The organism is Arthrobacter sp. zg-Y20, assembly GCF_030142075.1.
Taxonomy (GTDB): Bacteria; Actinomycetota; Actinomycetes; order Actinomycetales; family Micrococcaceae; genus Arthrobacter_B.
This window is the reverse complement of record NZ_CP126241.1, coordinates 346,184-361,247: the sequence shown is the minus strand read 5'-3', so window position 1 is coordinate 361,247 and position 15,064 is coordinate 346,184. Positions and strand designations below refer to the sequence as shown.

At 67.6% G+C, this 15,064-nt stretch carries 16 protein-coding genes; 11 read left to right on the top strand and 5 right to left on the bottom strand.

Annotation, left to right across the window (positions count from 1 at the left end; translation table 11 throughout):
- Positions 1–7: 7 nt before the first annotated feature.
- Both QNO06_RS01815 and QNO06_RS01810 read right to left on the bottom strand, forming a co-directional pair.
- Positions 8–700, bottom strand: coding sequence for a LytR C-terminal domain-containing protein (locus tag QNO06_RS01815; protein WP_227913082.1), 693 nt, complete (start codon positions 698–700; stop codon positions 8–10).
- Positions 693–992, bottom strand: coding sequence for a type II toxin-antitoxin system VapB family antitoxin (locus tag QNO06_RS01810; protein WP_227904874.1), 300 nt, complete (start codon positions 990–992; stop codon positions 693–695). The genes QNO06_RS01815 and QNO06_RS01810 overlap by 8 nt, the downstream gene beginning before the upstream one ends.
- Before the next feature lie 135 nt (positions 993–1,127).
- On the opposite strand from QNO06_RS01810, the gene QNO06_RS01805 reads away from it, so the two are divergent.
- Positions 1,128–2,027: a Cof-type HAD-IIB family hydrolase gene (locus QNO06_RS01805; RefSeq protein WP_227913081.1), complete on the top strand. Its 900-nt coding sequence runs from the start codon at positions 1,128–1,130 to the stop codon at positions 2,025–2,027.
- A gap of 25 nt (positions 2,028–2,052) precedes the next feature.
- Here the strand turns inward: QNO06_RS01805 and QNO06_RS01800 are convergent, their stop codons facing one another.
- Positions 2,053–2,553, bottom strand: a complete 501-nt coding sequence (locus tag QNO06_RS01800; protein ID WP_283997817.1) for a glutathione peroxidase — start codon at positions 2,551–2,553, stop codon at positions 2,053–2,055.
- A 150-nt stretch (positions 2,554–2,703) separates the two neighbouring features.
- Here QNO06_RS01800 and QNO06_RS01795 point away from each other — a divergent pair, with 150 nt between their 5' ends.
- Positions 2,704–3,735 (top strand): isopenicillin N synthase family dioxygenase, encoded by a 1,032-nt coding sequence (locus QNO06_RS01795; RefSeq protein WP_227913080.1) that lies wholly within the window; start codon positions 2,704–2,706, stop codon positions 3,733–3,735.
- A gap of 186 nt (positions 3,736–3,921) precedes the next feature.
- Here the strand turns inward: QNO06_RS01795 and QNO06_RS01790 are convergent, their stop codons facing one another.
- Entirely contained in the window at positions 3,922–4,653 is a 732-nt protein-coding gene (locus tag QNO06_RS01790) for a glucosamine-6-phosphate deaminase (protein WP_227913079.1), read from the bottom strand.
- On the bottom strand, positions 4,650–5,387 hold the full coding sequence (locus QNO06_RS01785; RefSeq protein WP_227913078.1) for a FadR/GntR family transcriptional regulator: 738 nt from the start codon (positions 5,385–5,387) through the stop codon (positions 4,650–4,652). Before QNO06_RS01785 ends, QNO06_RS01790 begins: the two co-directional genes overlap by 4 nt.
- Positions 5,388–5,598: 211 nt before the next feature.
- On the opposite strand from QNO06_RS01785, the gene QNO06_RS01780 reads away from it, so the two are divergent.
- The 9 genes from QNO06_RS01780 (at position 5,599) to tatA (ending at position 15,063) form a co-directional block, all read left to right on the top strand.
- Positions 5,599–7,212 carry an ABC transporter substrate-binding protein gene (locus tag QNO06_RS01780; protein WP_227913077.1) on the top strand — a complete coding sequence of 538 codons (1,614 nt, stop codon included), beginning with the start codon at positions 5,599–5,601 and terminating at the stop codon, positions 7,210–7,212.
- Between the two features lie 71 nt (positions 7,213–7,283).
- Entirely contained in the window at positions 7,284–8,243 is a 960-nt protein-coding gene (locus QNO06_RS01775; protein ID WP_227913076.1) for an ABC transporter permease, read from the top strand.
- 3 nt (positions 8,244–8,246) lie between these two features.
- Positions 8,247–10,427 carry a dipeptide/oligopeptide/nickel ABC transporter permease/ATP-binding protein gene (locus QNO06_RS01770; RefSeq protein ID WP_227913075.1) on the top strand — a complete coding sequence of 727 codons (2,181 nt, stop codon included), beginning with the start codon at positions 8,247–8,249 and terminating at the stop codon, positions 10,425–10,427.
- Positions 10,424–11,242 (top strand): ATP-binding cassette domain-containing protein, encoded by an 819-nt coding sequence (locus QNO06_RS01765; protein ID WP_227913074.1) that lies wholly within the window; start codon positions 10,424–10,426, stop codon positions 11,240–11,242. Before QNO06_RS01770 ends, QNO06_RS01765 begins: the two co-directional genes overlap by 4 nt.
- Before the next feature lie 55 nt (positions 11,243–11,297).
- Positions 11,298–12,230 carry a dihydrodipicolinate synthase family protein gene (locus QNO06_RS01760; protein ID WP_227913073.1) on the top strand — a complete coding sequence of 311 codons (933 nt, stop codon included), beginning with the start codon at positions 11,298–11,300 and terminating at the stop codon, positions 12,228–12,230.
- A gap of 5 nt (positions 12,231–12,235) precedes the next feature.
- Positions 12,236–13,192 carry an ROK family protein gene (locus QNO06_RS01755; RefSeq protein ID WP_227913072.1) on the top strand — a complete coding sequence of 319 codons (957 nt, stop codon included), beginning with the start codon at positions 12,236–12,238 and terminating at the stop codon, positions 13,190–13,192.
- Positions 13,185–13,862: an N-acetylmannosamine-6-phosphate 2-epimerase gene (locus QNO06_RS01750; protein ID WP_227913071.1), complete on the top strand. Its 678-nt coding sequence runs from the start codon at positions 13,185–13,187 to the stop codon at positions 13,860–13,862. Before QNO06_RS01755 ends, QNO06_RS01750 begins: the two co-directional genes overlap by 8 nt.
- A complete protein-coding gene (locus tag QNO06_RS01745; RefSeq protein WP_227913070.1) occupies positions 13,859–14,848 on the top strand; it encodes an alpha/beta hydrolase in 990 nt (329 codons plus the stop codon). Before QNO06_RS01750 ends, QNO06_RS01745 begins: the two co-directional genes overlap by 4 nt.
- Positions 14,845–15,063 carry a Sec-independent protein translocase subunit TatA gene (gene tatA / locus QNO06_RS01740; protein ID WP_227913069.1) on the top strand — a complete coding sequence of 73 codons (219 nt, stop codon included), beginning with the start codon at positions 14,845–14,847 and terminating at the stop codon, positions 15,061–15,063. Before QNO06_RS01745 ends, tatA begins: the two co-directional genes overlap by 4 nt.
- Position 15,064: the final 1 nt, after the last annotated feature.

The window sequence follows — 15,064 nt, the reverse complement described above, 5'->3', positions numbered from 1 at the left end:
CTGCCGGCTACTGCCCGTCCGCGGGCGTGGCGTTCCCGGGACAGCTCAGTGCTCCGGGGCCGGCTGCTGCCGCCTGCTCCGGCGGCTGCAGTTCCGTGAAGCCGGCTCCGATGACCATATCCACGGAAGCGTCGGTGCGGTCATCGCGGACGTACTCGGTGTCCGGAATGTGCTGCTGCAGCGTGTAGGCGGAGGCGAATCCCGAGGGCCCGGACAGGATCAGCGCGGTCATGCCTGCCCGGTTGACGCTGCTGTTGCCCACCTGCGCTACCTGGAACCCCCGGGTGCCCAGCTCGGCCCCCACCGTATTGGCCAGCCCGGCAGCCGCCGTCGAGTTGTAGATGTTGACGGTCACCGTGGCCGGATCCAGATACGGAAAAGGCCCGGCCGGACATTCGTCCGCCGGACCTGCAGGTGCTTTGATCTCTGTTGCGGCGGGCAGCTTCACCCAGCCGGACACCAGTCCCTGCGCGAGGATCACCGCTGAAAGCAACAGCAGCGCCAAGACGCCGATCACCGAGTTGTGCAGCCGCCGCCGTCGTCGTGCCCGCCGGACCATCTCTGGTTCGTCGGTGGGCGCGAAAACCGCGCCCAGCTCGCCGCCGGTAACAATCCGGTGCCCGTGCCACTGCCTCGAATCGTCCCGATCGTCCATGGCGGCCAGGCCGCCCGGAGCTCCGTCGGGAGGTTCCTTAGTCATCGAGGACCAGCACGCGTGCGTGCAAAATGGTCCGCTGGTGCAATGCCGTCCTCACAGCCCGGTGCAGTCCGTCTTCGAGATACATGGTGCCCTTCCATTGGACGACGTGCGGGAACAGGTCTCCGAAAAAGGTGGAGTCCTCGGCCAGCAGCGCACCGAGGTCCAGCGTGGCCTTCGTGGTCACCAGTTCATCCAGGCGAACCTGCCGGGGAGGTACCGCTGCCCAGTCCTTAGGTGTGACATATCCATGGTCGGGGTAGGGGCGTACGTCGCCAACAGCTTTGAAGATCACTAGTACAGAGTAAAGAACATCTGGGGCCAAAGAAACAACGCCGCTCGGTGCGGGGCGGGGTTAAACGGCTGAATCGGTCCTTCCGGCGCCCGCAGGGCCGTCCGGGCGGTCCGCGGGCACTGGAATACTGGAGGGGTGAATACCCCTGCCCCGCGCTTTGGCCTGCTGCTCGACGTCGACGGACCCGTTGCCAGCCCCGTTTCCCGGACCGTTCGTCCGGCCATCATCCGCAGCCTGGTGGCACTGGCGGCCGCCGGCTGGCCCGTTGTCTTCAACACGGGGCGCTCCGATGCCTTCATCCGGGAGCAGGTGATGCAGCCAATGATGGCAGCAGGGCTTCCCGCCGGCGTCCGGGTGCACGCCGTGTGCGAAAAAGGCGCCGTGTGGTTCTCCTTCGACGGCACGGGGCCAGGGCAGCCGCAGGTGGATCCGGAGCTGAAGGTCCCGGGCGACTATGCCGAGACCATCCGCGGCCTGGTGGACGCCAAATACTCGCGGACCATGTTCTTCGACGAAACCAAGCTCGCCATGCTCTCCGTGGAGCAGCATGTGGCCGCGGACAACGCTGAGTACCTCACCGAGCAGCGCAGGTTCGACGCCGACGCCCTGGAGCAGCTGTCCCTCGCCGGCCTGGGCGGGCAGCGGCTGGACCATGCCATCCCGGACGCTGCCGGCACGGTGGCGTACCGGATCGATCCCACGATCATTTCCACCGACATTGAAGCTGTCGGGGTCGGCAAGGACCTCGGCGCCCGCCGCGCCCTGGCGATGCTGGAGGCCGACGGCACGCCGGTTCCGCGAGGGTGGCGGACCATGGGTGATTCGCGCACCGACTATGCCATGGCCGATGAGCTGTTCCGGCTCGGTTTCGACGTGGCGCACGTGGACGTGCGGCCGGCGGACGGCGTGCCCGCCACGCCGTATCCGGTGCTTCCGGTCGGCGCACTGACCCACGACGACGCCGGCGCGGCCTACTTTGATCGCTGGGAGGCCATGGCTGCGGGGCAGGCCGCGGACGACGCCGTCGTCCTCTAGCGCGGCCGGCTCCCTGCTGCGGCCGCTACTCCAGGCGCAGGACCGCCTCGACGGACTCCTGGATTTCCGGCGAGCCCGGTGCGACGTCGGAGGCGAAGCGGCCAACCACCTCGCCGCTGTCGGTGACCAGGAATTTCTCGAAGTTCCAGCCAATGTCTTCGCCCAGTTCGCCGTCGCGGAACTGGGTCAGGGCGGCGTAGAGCGGGTGGCGGTCCGGTCCGTTGACGTCGGTCTTGGCCGCGAGCGGGAAGGTGACGCCGAAGTTGGTGCTGCAGAACTCGGCAATCTCCTCGGCGCTGCCCGGCTCCTGTCCGTTGAACTGGTTGCTGGGCACGCCCAGGACGGTGAAGTTCCGTTCCTGGTATGTCTCGTAGAGCGACTGCAGGCCTTCGTACTGCTTAGTGAACCCGCAGCGGGAGGCGACGTTGACTACCAGCACGGCCTTGCCGCGGAACAGCTCTCCGAAGGTGGTTTCGGTGCCGTCCAGCAGGGTGAGCGGGATGTCGTACAGGTTGGCGGTTTCCACGGTGAACCTTTCGCTTGGCGTATCTCCATTGCATCCCATGGGCGTCCGGAACGCCCAATCCGGCGGCCACCGCTTTTTAAGGGGACCTGTTCCACCGCACTTCGTAACAATTGGTTCATAGTTGACAAGGCCCGGTGGTAGCTTGCCGGAATGAGCGAGATTCCCGAGGCAATTCCCGTCCTGGACCTGAGTACCGCCCGCAATCCGGACGGCTCCTTCAGCCCCGAATTTATTGACCGGCTGCGTGACGCGACGCATCGGATCGGTTTCTTCCAGCTGGTGGGCTACGGCGCCGGTGAGGCGATGGTGGAGAAGCTGTTCGACGTCACCAAGCAGTTCTTCGACCTGCCGCTGGAGGACCGGCTGGCACTGGATAACCGCAAGTCCCCGCACTTCCGCGGCTACACCCGGCTGGGCACCGAAATCACCCGGGGGCGCCCGGATTCGCGTGAACAGATCGACTTCGGCCCCGAACGCGCACCTGCTGCCGGCTACCCCGCAGACCAGCCGTACTGGCTGGTGCAGGGGCCCAACCTGTTTCCGGACAACGTACTGCCGGAACTGCGCAGCACCTCCATGGCCTGGGCCGCGCAGATGGAACTGGTGGGCGCGGAACTGCTTTCCGCCATCGCCGTGTCCCTGGAGCTGCCGGAAGACCACTTCACGGAACCGTTTGTTGGCGCCCCGGCGTGGATGGCCAAGCTCATCCACTATGTGGGCGGCGTCGTGCAGGAAGCCGGCACCCAGGGCGTCGGCGCGCATGCCGACTACGGTTTCATCACCCTGCTGCTGCAGGATTCTGTGGGCGGCCTGGAAGTAAAACCGCATGAATCAGACACCTGGCTGCCGGTGGAACCGATCCCCGGCGCACTGGTCGTCAACCTGGGCGAGATGCTGGAGGTGGCCACCCAGGGCTACCTCTCGGCCACCATCCACCGTGTATCCGCACCGGCTCCGGGCGTGGACCGCTACGCGATCCCGTTCTTCTGGTCCCCTCGCCTGGACACCGTGATTGACCCGGTGCAGCTGCCGCCGGCCCTGGCCGCGCAGTCGCGCGGGATCTCCGATGATCCGGAGAACCCCATGCTCGCCTCCTACGGTGCCAACGTGCTGAAGGGTTGGCTGCGGGCGCACCCGCAGGTGGCCAAGCTGCACCACCCGGAGCTGCTTCCCGGGGCCTAAGCGGGAATTCCCGCGGTTTGTCCGGAATTCCCGCGGTTTGGGTAATTCCCCGCGCCGCGCGGCGCGGGAACCGGCACAAACTGCGGGAACCCGCCCGGTCCCATGCATCGTCCTGCACCAGTCCTCCGGCCCGCCGGTCCAGCCCGGGCGGCACGGGTCCGCCGGTGCGGAGTGCGGTCGGGGCGGTCAGCTCAGCCGGGAGGCGGCGTCGTCGTCGGCCAGGACGGTGACGTGCCCGTGGGTCTGGAGGACCGAGGCGGGGCAGTCCGTGCCCACCGGTCCGGTCAGTGCCCGGGCCAGCGCCTCGGCCTTCCCTGCGCCGCGGACAATCAGCAGCAGGTGCCGGGCCTCCAGGATGGTGCCGAGCCCCTGGGTGAGGCAGTGCGTGGGCACGTCGCCGAGGGAGGCAAAGAACCGCTGGTTGGCCCGGCGGGTGTCCTCAGTCAGGGTTTCCAGCCGGGTGCGGGAGTCCAGCGGCGCCCCCGGCTCGTTGAAGGCCAGGTGACCGTTGCGGCCGAGGCCCAGGATCTGCAGGTCAATTCCGCCCGCGGCGGCAATCTGCCGTTCATAGCGGCGGGCGGCGTCCTTCAGGTCCACCCGGTGCGGGTCCGGCAGGTGGACACGCTGCGGGTCGAGCCCCAGCGGTTCCACGATTTCCCGGCGAAGCACTTCGGCATAGCTTTCCGGATGTCCCGGCGGCAGGCCCACATACTCGTCCAGGGCGAACCAGTCGGCGGAGCTGAAGTCCGCCCCGCTGGCGGCCAGCGCCTTGTACAGGGGCGACGGCGAGGAACCCGTGGCGACGCCGATGACCGGCTCCGGTGCGGCGGCCAGGGCTGCCAGGACGACGTCGGCCGCGGCCTGCCCGAGCGCGGCGGGATCGGAGCAGCGGATTAGGTTCAAGGTGCGGGAGCTCATGAGGCCTCGTGCAGCTTGGCGAGTTCGGCGCGGATGCCGTCAAAGTGCCGGCGGAGCCGCTCGGAGGCCAGCTCTTTGTCCCCGTCTTTCACCGCTTCGAAAATGTCTCGGTGGACGGCCGCGGTCTCCCGCAGGTTGATCAGCGGATCAACCCCAAGTTCGGAGTGGATCTTCCCGTAGACCTTCCAGAACACGGACATCAGGTTGGATAGCAGTTCGTTGCCCAGGGGTTCGAACAGCTGGTAGTGGAAGGTTTCGTCCACCTCGGTGAAGATTTCCCCGCGTTCGGCCAGCGCCTCCATCTGCCGGACGGTGGCTTCGATGTCGGCCAGGTGTTCGGGTGTGAAGAGGTCCATCGCCTCGCCCACCAAACCTGCTTCCAGCGCCTGCCGCACGTCCACCAGCTGCAGGGCTTCCTTGCCTTCGTGGCGGAGCGAAAGCCGCCCCCGGAAGGTCAGCCCGTCCGCCAGCGCGTCAAAATTGGCCGGAGCCACGAACATGCCGAATCCGTGGCGGATTTCCACCACACCCAGCGCCTGCAGCACCTTCAGCGCCTCCCGCAGCGTGTTCCGGCCAATGCCGAGCGCCCCGGCCAGTTCCGCTTCCGTGGGCAGGGCGTCGCCGGCTTTTAAGTCGCGGTCGAGGATGAGCTCCATGATCTCCGCCTGCAGGGCACGGGAACGGTTTTGGGCACTGAACCGCGCCGGCGGCAGTGATGCGTCGGGCAGACTCATTGAGATCCTCCTGGGACAGAGTTGCAGGTGGTGCACAAGCAGAACCCGGTGGGGTTGCCGCCAACGATATAGGATGTCCTACCTATCCGGAAGGGGACCTGGTTTTTCCAAAGTGAAGGGTTGACGGAGCGATGTGACGAAGCTTACAGTTTCCGGGACAGCCATCGGACATCCTACGTCCGATAAGTGACTTCCGGATGTGAGGCAGTAGATGAGCACTTCGTTTGAATCCAGCGGGCTTTTGAAAGATTCCAGCCGGCGGAATTTCCTCAAGCTGGCCGGCGTATTGGGCACGGCGGCAGCATTTGCCGGCTCCCTTTCCGCCTGCAGCCCGGGCGGTAACCCTGCTCCCGCCGGCAGTGCCGCCGCAGAGGGCACCGGTTCCATCGAAGCCGGCATTTCCTATCAGCTCTCCACGGGCTTTGACCCGATGCTCTCCACCGGCGCCACTCCGCAGGCCGCCAACCTGCACATCTTCGAAGGCCTCACCGAGCTGCACCCGGCCACCCGGGAGTCCTACCTGGCCCTGGCCAAGGCGGACCCGGTCAAGGTGGATGACACCACGTACGAAGTGCAGCTCCGCGACGGCGCGAAGTTCCATAACGGCGAACCCGTCACCACCGCCGACGTTGTCTTCTCCTTCCAGCGGGTCATGGATCCGGCCAATAAATCACTGTTCGCGGGATTCATCCCCTTCATTGACTCGGTCTCCGCCAAGGACGACTCGACCGTGCAGTTCAAGCTCAAGTACCCGTTCCCGGGCTTCAGCTCCCGCATCTCGGTCATCAAGGTAGTGCCCGAAGCCGCGGTCAAGGCCGACCCGGCCGGTTTCGACCTCAAGCCCATCGGCTCCGGCCCCTACAGCCTGGTCTCGGCGGTCAAGGAAGACCGCATCGTGTTCAAGAAGTTCGACGACTACAACGGCAAGTACCCGGCCCGCGTGGCGGATATGACCTGGCTGCTGCTGGCCGACCCGGCGGCCCGCGTGGCGGCGGTCCCCTCCCGCACGCAGGCCATCGAGGACGTCCCGTACCTGGACGTGGACCAGCTTGCGGCCAAGGTGGACGTGGAATCCGTCCAGTCCTTCGGCCTGCTGTTCCTGATGTTCAACTGCGCGTCTGAAAAGTTCGCAGACAAGCGCGTCCGCCAGGCGCTGCACTACGCCATCGATACCGACGCGGTGATCTCCAAGGCCCTGCTGGGCAACGCTACGGCGGCGTCGTCGTACTTCCAGGAGGGGCACCCGTCCTACACCAAGGCCTCCACCACCTACGGCTTCGACGCCGCCAAGGCCAAGTCGCTGCTGGCCGAGGCAGGCATGCAAGACATGACCATCACGCTGACCTCCACCGACACCGGCTGGGTTACCCGCGTGGTGCCGCTGATCAAGGAATACTGGGACGCCATCGGCGTGACCACCACCCTGGAAATCCTGCAGTCCGCTGCCGTGTACGCCCCGGAAAAGGTGGGCGGCAAGAACTTCGACGTCCTCTGCGCTCCCGGCGACCCCTCTGTCTTCGGCAACGACGGCGACATCCTGCTCAGCTGGTTCTACCGTGGCGCCACCTGGATGGAAGGCCGCGCCGGATGGAACACCACCCCCGAATACGCCACCGTGCAGCAGAAGCTGGACCAGGCCGTGCAGGTGGACGGGGACAAGGCGAAGAAGCTCCACGCCGAAGTGGTCGACATCGTCTCCGAGGAAGCCCCGCTGTACCCGCTGTTCCACCGCAAGCTGCCCACCGCCTGGGACAGCAATGCGCTGGACGGCTTCCAGCCGCTGCCCACCACCGGCGTGTCCTTCATCGGGGTAGGACGCAAGTAGCACCGCACACTTGGCGGGATGCCTGCCCCTGGGCGTCCCGCCAGCACCTCCCCCTGCATTGGAGCTATTGAGTGACAACGTTTTTCCGCCTGCTGGGCCGCCGGCTGGCCGCCCTGCCGATCATGCTGCTGGGCGTAACCATCATGGTCTTTGTGGTGCTCTCCGTGGTCCCCGCGGATCGCGCCACAGCCGTTCTGGGTGAGAACGCCAGCGAGGACGCCAAGGACGCCTGGCGTGAGGAACGGGGGCTCAACGACTCCCTGGTGATCCAGTTCTTCCGCTACCTCGGCGGGGTTATCCGGCTGGACTTCGGCACCACCAACCCGCCGGAAGAGTCCGTGGCCGCCAAGATTGCCGCGGCTTTCCCCGTCACCCTGCAACTGACCTTCCTGGGCATCCTGCTGGCTGTTGTCCTCTCACTCACCCTCGGTGTGGCCGCTGCCCTCTACCGGGACCGCTGGCCGGACCAGGCCATCCGCATCTTCTCGATCGCTGCTATTGCCACCCCCTCCTTCTGGCTGGCGATCCTGCTGATCCAGTGGTTTGCCCTGCCGGAAGGCTCCATTTTCCCCACCGGCGGCCTGGCCTGGGCGGACCAATACGGGTTTGTCGGCTGGCTCTACTCCATGGCGCTGCCGGCCCTGGCCCTGGGCATCCCCGTCTCGGCCTCCCTGATCCGCGTGGTCCGCACCTCCATGGTTGAGGAACTGGACCGCGACTACGTGCGCACTGCCATCGGCAACGGCGTGCCCTACCGCACCGTGGTGGCCCGCAACGTGCTGCGCAACGCGCTGGTCACCCCGGTGACCGTGCTGGGCCTGCGCGTGGGCTACTTGCTGGGCGGCGCCGTCGTCATCGAGAAAATCTTCAGCCTCAACGGCATGGGCGACCTCATTGTGGTGGGCCTGACGACGTCGGACACCAACCTCGTGCAGGGTGCCGTACTCACCATCGCCGTCGCGTTTGTGCTGGTCAACATTGTGGTTGACCTGCTGTACCTGCTCATCAACCCTCGAATCCGGACGGTGTAACCCATGCGCAACGGACTTACCGAACGGCTCAGCAACACCGGGGCCCGCTTCACCGCGCTGAGCATCAGCTCCAAGCTCGCCCTCGGATTCCTGGCCTTCATTGTGCTTGTGGCCGTCTTCGGGCCCTTCCTCGCCCCCTTCGGCGAAAACGAATCCAGCGTTCCCGTCCTCTCCCCCACCGGAGAGCATTTCTTCGGCACGGACGGTTCCAGCTATGACGTATTCTCCCGGATGCTCTACGGGGCACGGGTGTCCATTTCCATCGGCCTGGGCGCCGTCGCACTGGCCCTCATCCTGGGTGCCATCCTCGGCGCCATTGCCGCCACCTCACGCAAGGCCGTCAGCGAGACCGTGATGCGGATCCTGGACATCATGATGGCTTTCCCCGGCATCGCCCTGGCAGCAGCCCTGCTGTTCGCCCTCCGGGAGCACTCCCTGAACCTCTTCGGGTCCACCGTTCCGGTGCTGATCCTCGCGATCGCCATTGTCTACACCCCGCAGCTGGCCCGCGTGGTCCGTGCCAACGTCCTGGCCCAATACGGCGAGGACTATGTGCGCGCCGAACGCGTCATCGGTGCCGGCCGCACCTACATCCTGCTCAAGCACATTGCCCGCAACTGTGCTGCCCCGGTGCTGGTCTTCGCCACCGTGATGGTGGCGGACGCAATCATCCTCGAAGCGTCCCTGTCCTTCCTCGGTGCCGGCGTGCAGCAGCCCGCCGCGTCCTGGGGCAACGTGATGGCCGACGGCCGGAACGTGGTGTTCAGCGGCGCCTGGTGGCCCACCACCTTCGGCGGCATCACCATCCTGCTCACGGTCCTGGCGCTGAACGTCCTCGCCGAAGGGCTCACCGACGCCATGGTCAACCCCGGCACCCGGCGCTCCAAGAAGCGGGCCGCCGAAGCCGTGGCCACCACCGCCCAGCCCTCCGTGCTGGATCCTGCCGGCACCTCTCTGGCCGACTCTCCGCTCACCGCGTCTGCCGCCACCGGAACCGACGCCGACCTTGCAGCCGGTATCGCGGCAGCCGGTATCGCGGCGGCCGGGCAGGCGCGGTCCGACGCCGGAGCCAACGTCACCAAGGCCGGTTCCCTTGAGGCGCTGGCCGCGGAACTGGAGCTGCTGGCCGCCGCTGAGGCCCGCCGCTCCGACCGGCTGCCTCCGGTCAGCGACGACGCTCCGGTGATCCTGGAAGTGAAGGACCTCTCCATCCGGTTCCCGGAACGCTACGGCGACACCGCCATTGTTGACCGGGTCAGCTTCACCGTCCGCGAGGGCGAAACCATGGGCTTGGTGGGTGAATCCGGCTGCGGCAAGTCCATCACTTCCCTGGCGATCATGGGCCTGCTTCCGGCCACCGCCCGGCTGACCGGCTCCATTAAGTACCGCGGCAAGGAACTGCTCACCAACAACCCCAAGGACCGCGACAAGCTCTACCGGGGCCTGCGCGGTGAGCAGATTGCCATGGTGTACCAGGACGCCCTCAGCTCGTTGAACCCGTCCATGCTGATCAAGGACCAGATGCTGCAGCTGACCCGGCGCGGCGGGCGGAAGAGCCCGCGCGAGCTGCTGGAGATGGTGAAGCTGGACCCGGACCGTACGCTCAAGAGCTACCCGCACGAGCTTTCCGGCGGACAGCGTCAGCGCGTGCTGATTGCCATGGCCCTCTCCCGGTCCCCGAAGATCGTGGTGGCGGACGAGCCCACCACTGCCCTGGACGTCACCGTGCAGAAGCAGGTGGTGGACCTGCTCAACGAGCTGCGCGAACAGCTCGGCTTCGCCATGGTCTTTGTCAGCCATGACCTGGCCCTGGTCGCCTCCCTGGCCCACCGGGTCACCGTGATGTACGCCGGGCAGGTGGTGGAATCCGCCGATGTCCCCGAGCTGCTGGGCAACCCGCGGCACGAATACACCCGCGGCCTGCTGGGCGCGGTGCTCTCCATCGAGGCCGGCGCGGACCGGCTGCACCAGATCCGGGGCACCGTCCCCTCCCCCAAGGACTTCGCTCCCGGGGACCGGTTTGCCGAACGCTCGCTGCGCCCGGATGCCGATCCGAACCAGGTGCTGCAGTTTGTCCGCGTGGGCACCAAGGACCACTTCTGGGCCAGCCATGAAACCGGCACGGAAGCACCGGCTCCGGCCGCCCTGGCGAACTCCGGCACTACAGCAAGGCAGGACTCATGAGCAGCAACGCGATCCACGCCGACACCAGCCCGGTGCTGGAACTGAAGGACGTTAAGGTCCACCACCGGGCCCGCTCCGGTTCCCTGTTCCGCCCGAACATCGTCAAAGCGGTGGACGGCGTGGACTTCACCGTCCGCCGCGGCGAAACCGTGGGCATCGTGGGCGAATCCGGCTGCGGCAAGTCCACCCTCGCCTCCGTGCTCGTGGGGCTGCAGGAGCCGACGTCTGGCTCTGTCCTGTTCCATGGCCAGAAGGTGAGCACCCGGGCCTCCGTCTCGAAGAAAACCTTCGGCCGCGACGTCGGCGTGGTGTTCCAGGACCCGGCCACCGCCCTGAACCCGCGGATGACCATCCATGACATCCTCACCGACCCGCTGCAGGTGCACGGCATCGGCAACCAGCAGACCCGCGACGCGAAGGTGAAGGAGCTGCTCAGCCTGGTCGGCCTGCCGCAGTCCGCCGCCGAGGTCACCCCGCACCAGGTCTCCGGCGGCCAGCGCCAGCGCGTGGCGATTGCCCGGGCGCTGTGCCTGGACCCGTCGGTGATCGTGGCCGACGAGCCGACGTCGGCCCTGGACGTGTCGGTGCGGGCGCAGGTGCTGAACCTGCTCTCGGACCTGAAGAAGGACCTGAACCTGGGCATGGTCTTCATCTCGCATGACATCCAGACCGTCCGCTACGTCTCGGACCGGATCTGCGTCATGTACTTCGGCCGCATCGTCGAGGAAGGTCCCGCCCGGCAGGTCTTCGACTCACCCGCCAATGACTACACCAAGAGCCTGCTCGGCGCCGCGCCCAGCCTGCTGCACACCTGAGCGTCCAGACCGTTTTATCTATCCCCCGCACCAACACCAAGCACTGGAGAAGTTTTTGTCACACGCACCACAGCCCCGCTTCCACGGCGTTATCCCGCCGGTTGTCACGCCCCGCACCGCGGACGGCGCCATTGACACCGCCTCGCTGGAGAAGCTGACCAAGTACCTGCTCGACGGCGGCGTTTCCGGCCTGTTCGTGCTGGGCTCCTCCGGCGAGGTCCCCTACCTGACCAACAGCGAGCGCGACACGGTGATGCGCACCATCGCCGGGGTCAATGCCGGCGAAGTGCCGCTGATCGCCGGGGCCAGCGAGCAGACCACGCCCCGCGTCATCGAGGAGGGCCGGCGGCTGATCGGCCTGGGCGCCGACGCCATCGTGGCCACCTCGCAGTTCTACGCCATCTCCGACATGGCCGAGACCGAAACCCACTTCCGTGCCCTGCACGCCGCCTTCGACGTGCCGCTGTTCGCCTACGATGTGCCGGTCCGCACCCACTTCAAGCTGCCGCTGCCCATGCTGGTGACCCTGGCGCAGGACGGCGTCCTGGCCGGTGTGAAGGACTCCTCTGGCGACGACGTCTCCTTCCGCCAGCTTCTGCTGGCCACCCGGGACCTGCCGGACTTCGCCGTATTCACCGGGCACGAGGTAGTGGTCGACGGCGCCCTGCTGGGCGGAGCGCACGGCGTGGTTCCCGGACTGGGCAACGTTGACCCGGCCGGTTACGCGGCACTGTACGCCGCGGCGCAGGCCGGCAACTTCGCCGAAGCCGCCCGGATCCAGGACCGTCTGGCCAACCTGTTCAACATTGTGTATGCGCCCACCCCGGGCCGCGTTTCGCCCGGCGCCGCCGGACTGGGTGCCTTCAAGACCGCGCTGATGCTGCTGGGCGTCATTGACACCAACGTGATGTCCGCGCCCATGACCGCACTCAACGAGGCCGAAACCGCGGCCATCCGCGTGGTCCTCGAGCACAACGGCCTGCTCTGATCGCCATGCGGCACGTCATCGGGATCGATCTGGGCGGCACCAAGACCGCGGGCGGGATTGTCGACGCTGAAGGAAACGTGGTCTTCTCCTTCTCCGTAGCCACCCCCTCGCAGTCCGGTGCGGAGGAGGTCGTGGAGACCGCCGCACGGCTGGTCCGGTCCCTGCAGGACGAAGCGGCCCGGCGCGGCCTGGCCGTGGACGCGCTGGGCATCGGCTCCGCCGGCGTGATCGACTCCGGCCGCGGCACCGTGGTGTCCGCGACCGACGCGATCCTCGGCTGGACCGGCACGGCGCTGAGCGCCGGGCTCACTGCCCGGACGGGGCTGCCCGCCGCCGCCCTGAACGATGTCCACGCCCATGCGCTCGGCGAGAGCTGGCTGGGCGCCGGCGCCGGTGTGGACAGCGTCCTGTTCATCGGGCTGGGCACGGGTGTGGGCGGCAGTTACGTGCTGAACGGCGAGCCTGTCGAGGGCGCCACTTTCACCGCCGGGCATGTGGGGCACTTCGCTTCCCCGTTCGCCTACGAGGCCGGTGTTCCGCTGGCCTGCAGCTGCGGCGGCGCCGGACATGTGGAAGCGATTGCCTCCGGGCCCGGCATCTTTGCGCTGTATGCCCGGCTGGGCGGCAGCGCGGCCGGGGACACCCGCGAGGTCTACCGGCTGGCCGCTGCCGGCGATCCGGTTGCTGCCGAGGCCCTGCACCGCGGTGCATCGGCCGCCGGGTCCGCCATCGGCGGGCTGGCCAACATCCTGGACCCCGCCGCCGTTGTGGTGGGCGGCGGACTGGCGTTCGCCGGCCCGCTCTGGTGGGAAACCATGGAGCGCACCGCGCGGCACGAACTGCTCCGCCCGCTCACCGAGCTGCCCATAGTGCCTGCGCAGCTGGGCCAAACCGCGGCCATCCGCGGTGCAGCCCGCCGGGCACTGTCCCTCACTACCGTTCCCGAAGGTTCCCATGTTTGACCTTGATTCCCTCCGCTCCCGTCTGATCGTCTCCTGCCAGGCCTACCCCGGCGAGCCCATGCGGGATCCGCGCACCACCGCGCAGGTGGCGCAGTCGGCAGTGATCGGCGGGGCAGCGGCCGTCCGGGTGCAGGGCATCGGGGACATCCAGGCGGTGCGTTCGGCCGTGGAGGTGCCGGTGATCGGTTTGTGGAAGGACGGGCACGACGGCGTCTTCATCACTCCAACGCTGCACCATGCGTTGGCCTGCGCGAGCGCCGGCGCGCACATAGTGGCGCTGGACGGCACCCGCCGGGAACGGCCGGACGGGTTGACGCTGGCCGAGACCGTCGCCGGGGTGCACCGGCAGTCCCCGGCACTGGTGATGGCCGACTGCGGTTCGGCGGCCGACGCCGTTGCTGCCGCCGAGGCCGGGGCGGACATCATCGGCACCACGCTGGCCGGCTACACCGGGGAACGGCCCAAAACAGACGGACCCGACCTGGAGCTGCTGCACGAGCTGGCCGGGCTGGATCTGGGCGGCCGTCCGGTCATTGCCGAAGGACGGATCCACAGCCCGGGACAGGGCCGTGCCGCCCTGGACGCCGGGGCCTTCGCGGTGGTGGTTGGTACGGCCATCACCCATCCGGCCACCATCACCGGCTGGTTCGCGGACGCGCTGGCCTCATGAAACCCTTCCTGGCACGGGTGGATCCGGAGCTGCTCCCCGGCTTGGAGTACTCGCTAATGCACCCCCCGCCCACCACACTGCCGGGACTGGCAGCCTTCCGGGCGAACGCCGCAGCTCCGGCCGGTACCGCCCTGCCGGAGGGTGTCACTGTCCGCGACTGCACCGTGGACGGGCTGGCCCTGCGGGTGTTCACGCCGCCGGGCGCGGGTCCGCATCCGGTTATCTACTGGCTCCACGGCGGCGGCCTGATTGCCGGCACCGTGGATCTGGACACCCCGTACTGCGCTGCCCTGTGCGCCCGGACAGCTGCCGTGGTGGTGGCCGTGGACTACCGGCTGGCACCGGAACATCCCTACCCTGCCCCGTTGGATGATGCGGCCGCGGGGCTCGCGTGGCTCTTCGCCTCGGCTGCGGAACTATCCGTGGATCCGTCGCGGGTGGCCGTGGCCGGCTCCAGCGCCGGCGGCGGCCTGGCCGCGGCCCTCACTCTGCAGAACCGCGACGCCGGCGGACCGGCTCTTGCCTTCGCCTACCTGATGTACCCGATGCTTGATGCCACGCACACCTCCCCCTCCGCCCGGGAGTTTGCTGCCCTTCCCACCTGGAACCGGGCCCACAGCGAGTTCGCGTGGAAGTGCTATCTGGGCGCTGCTGCAGAACTTTCTCCTTATGCCGTCCCCGCACTGGCCAAGGATCTGTCCGGCCTCCCGCCCACCCTGATCCAGACCGGCGAACTGGACCTGTTCCGGGACGAGGACATCACCTACGCGTCCCGGCTGCTGCAGGCAGGCGTGCCCACCGAGCTGCACGTGTATCCCGGCGCGTATCACGGCTTCGAACTGAACTGTCCGGAGTCCGCCGTCGGGCGCCAGAGCCTGCGCGACCGTGACCGCTCCCTGATCCGGGCGCTGCATGGCCGGCCGGCGGATCCCGTTACATCTCCCGTTTCATCCATCTCCACCCCCGCGGAAGGTTCCCTGTTATGAGGCTCGAAGGCTGGCAAATCCTAGTTGTTGTTGTTCTGGCGATTGTGCTGTTCGGCGCACCCAAACTCCCCGGCCTGGCCCGCAGCCTGGGCCAGTCCATGCGCATCTTCAAGTCCGAGGTGAAGCAGCTCAAGGATGAAAACAACGAGCCCGCAACCGGAGCGGATCCCCTGCCTGGCGCCCGTGACGCGGACGGCCCTGCGCTGCCGAAATAAG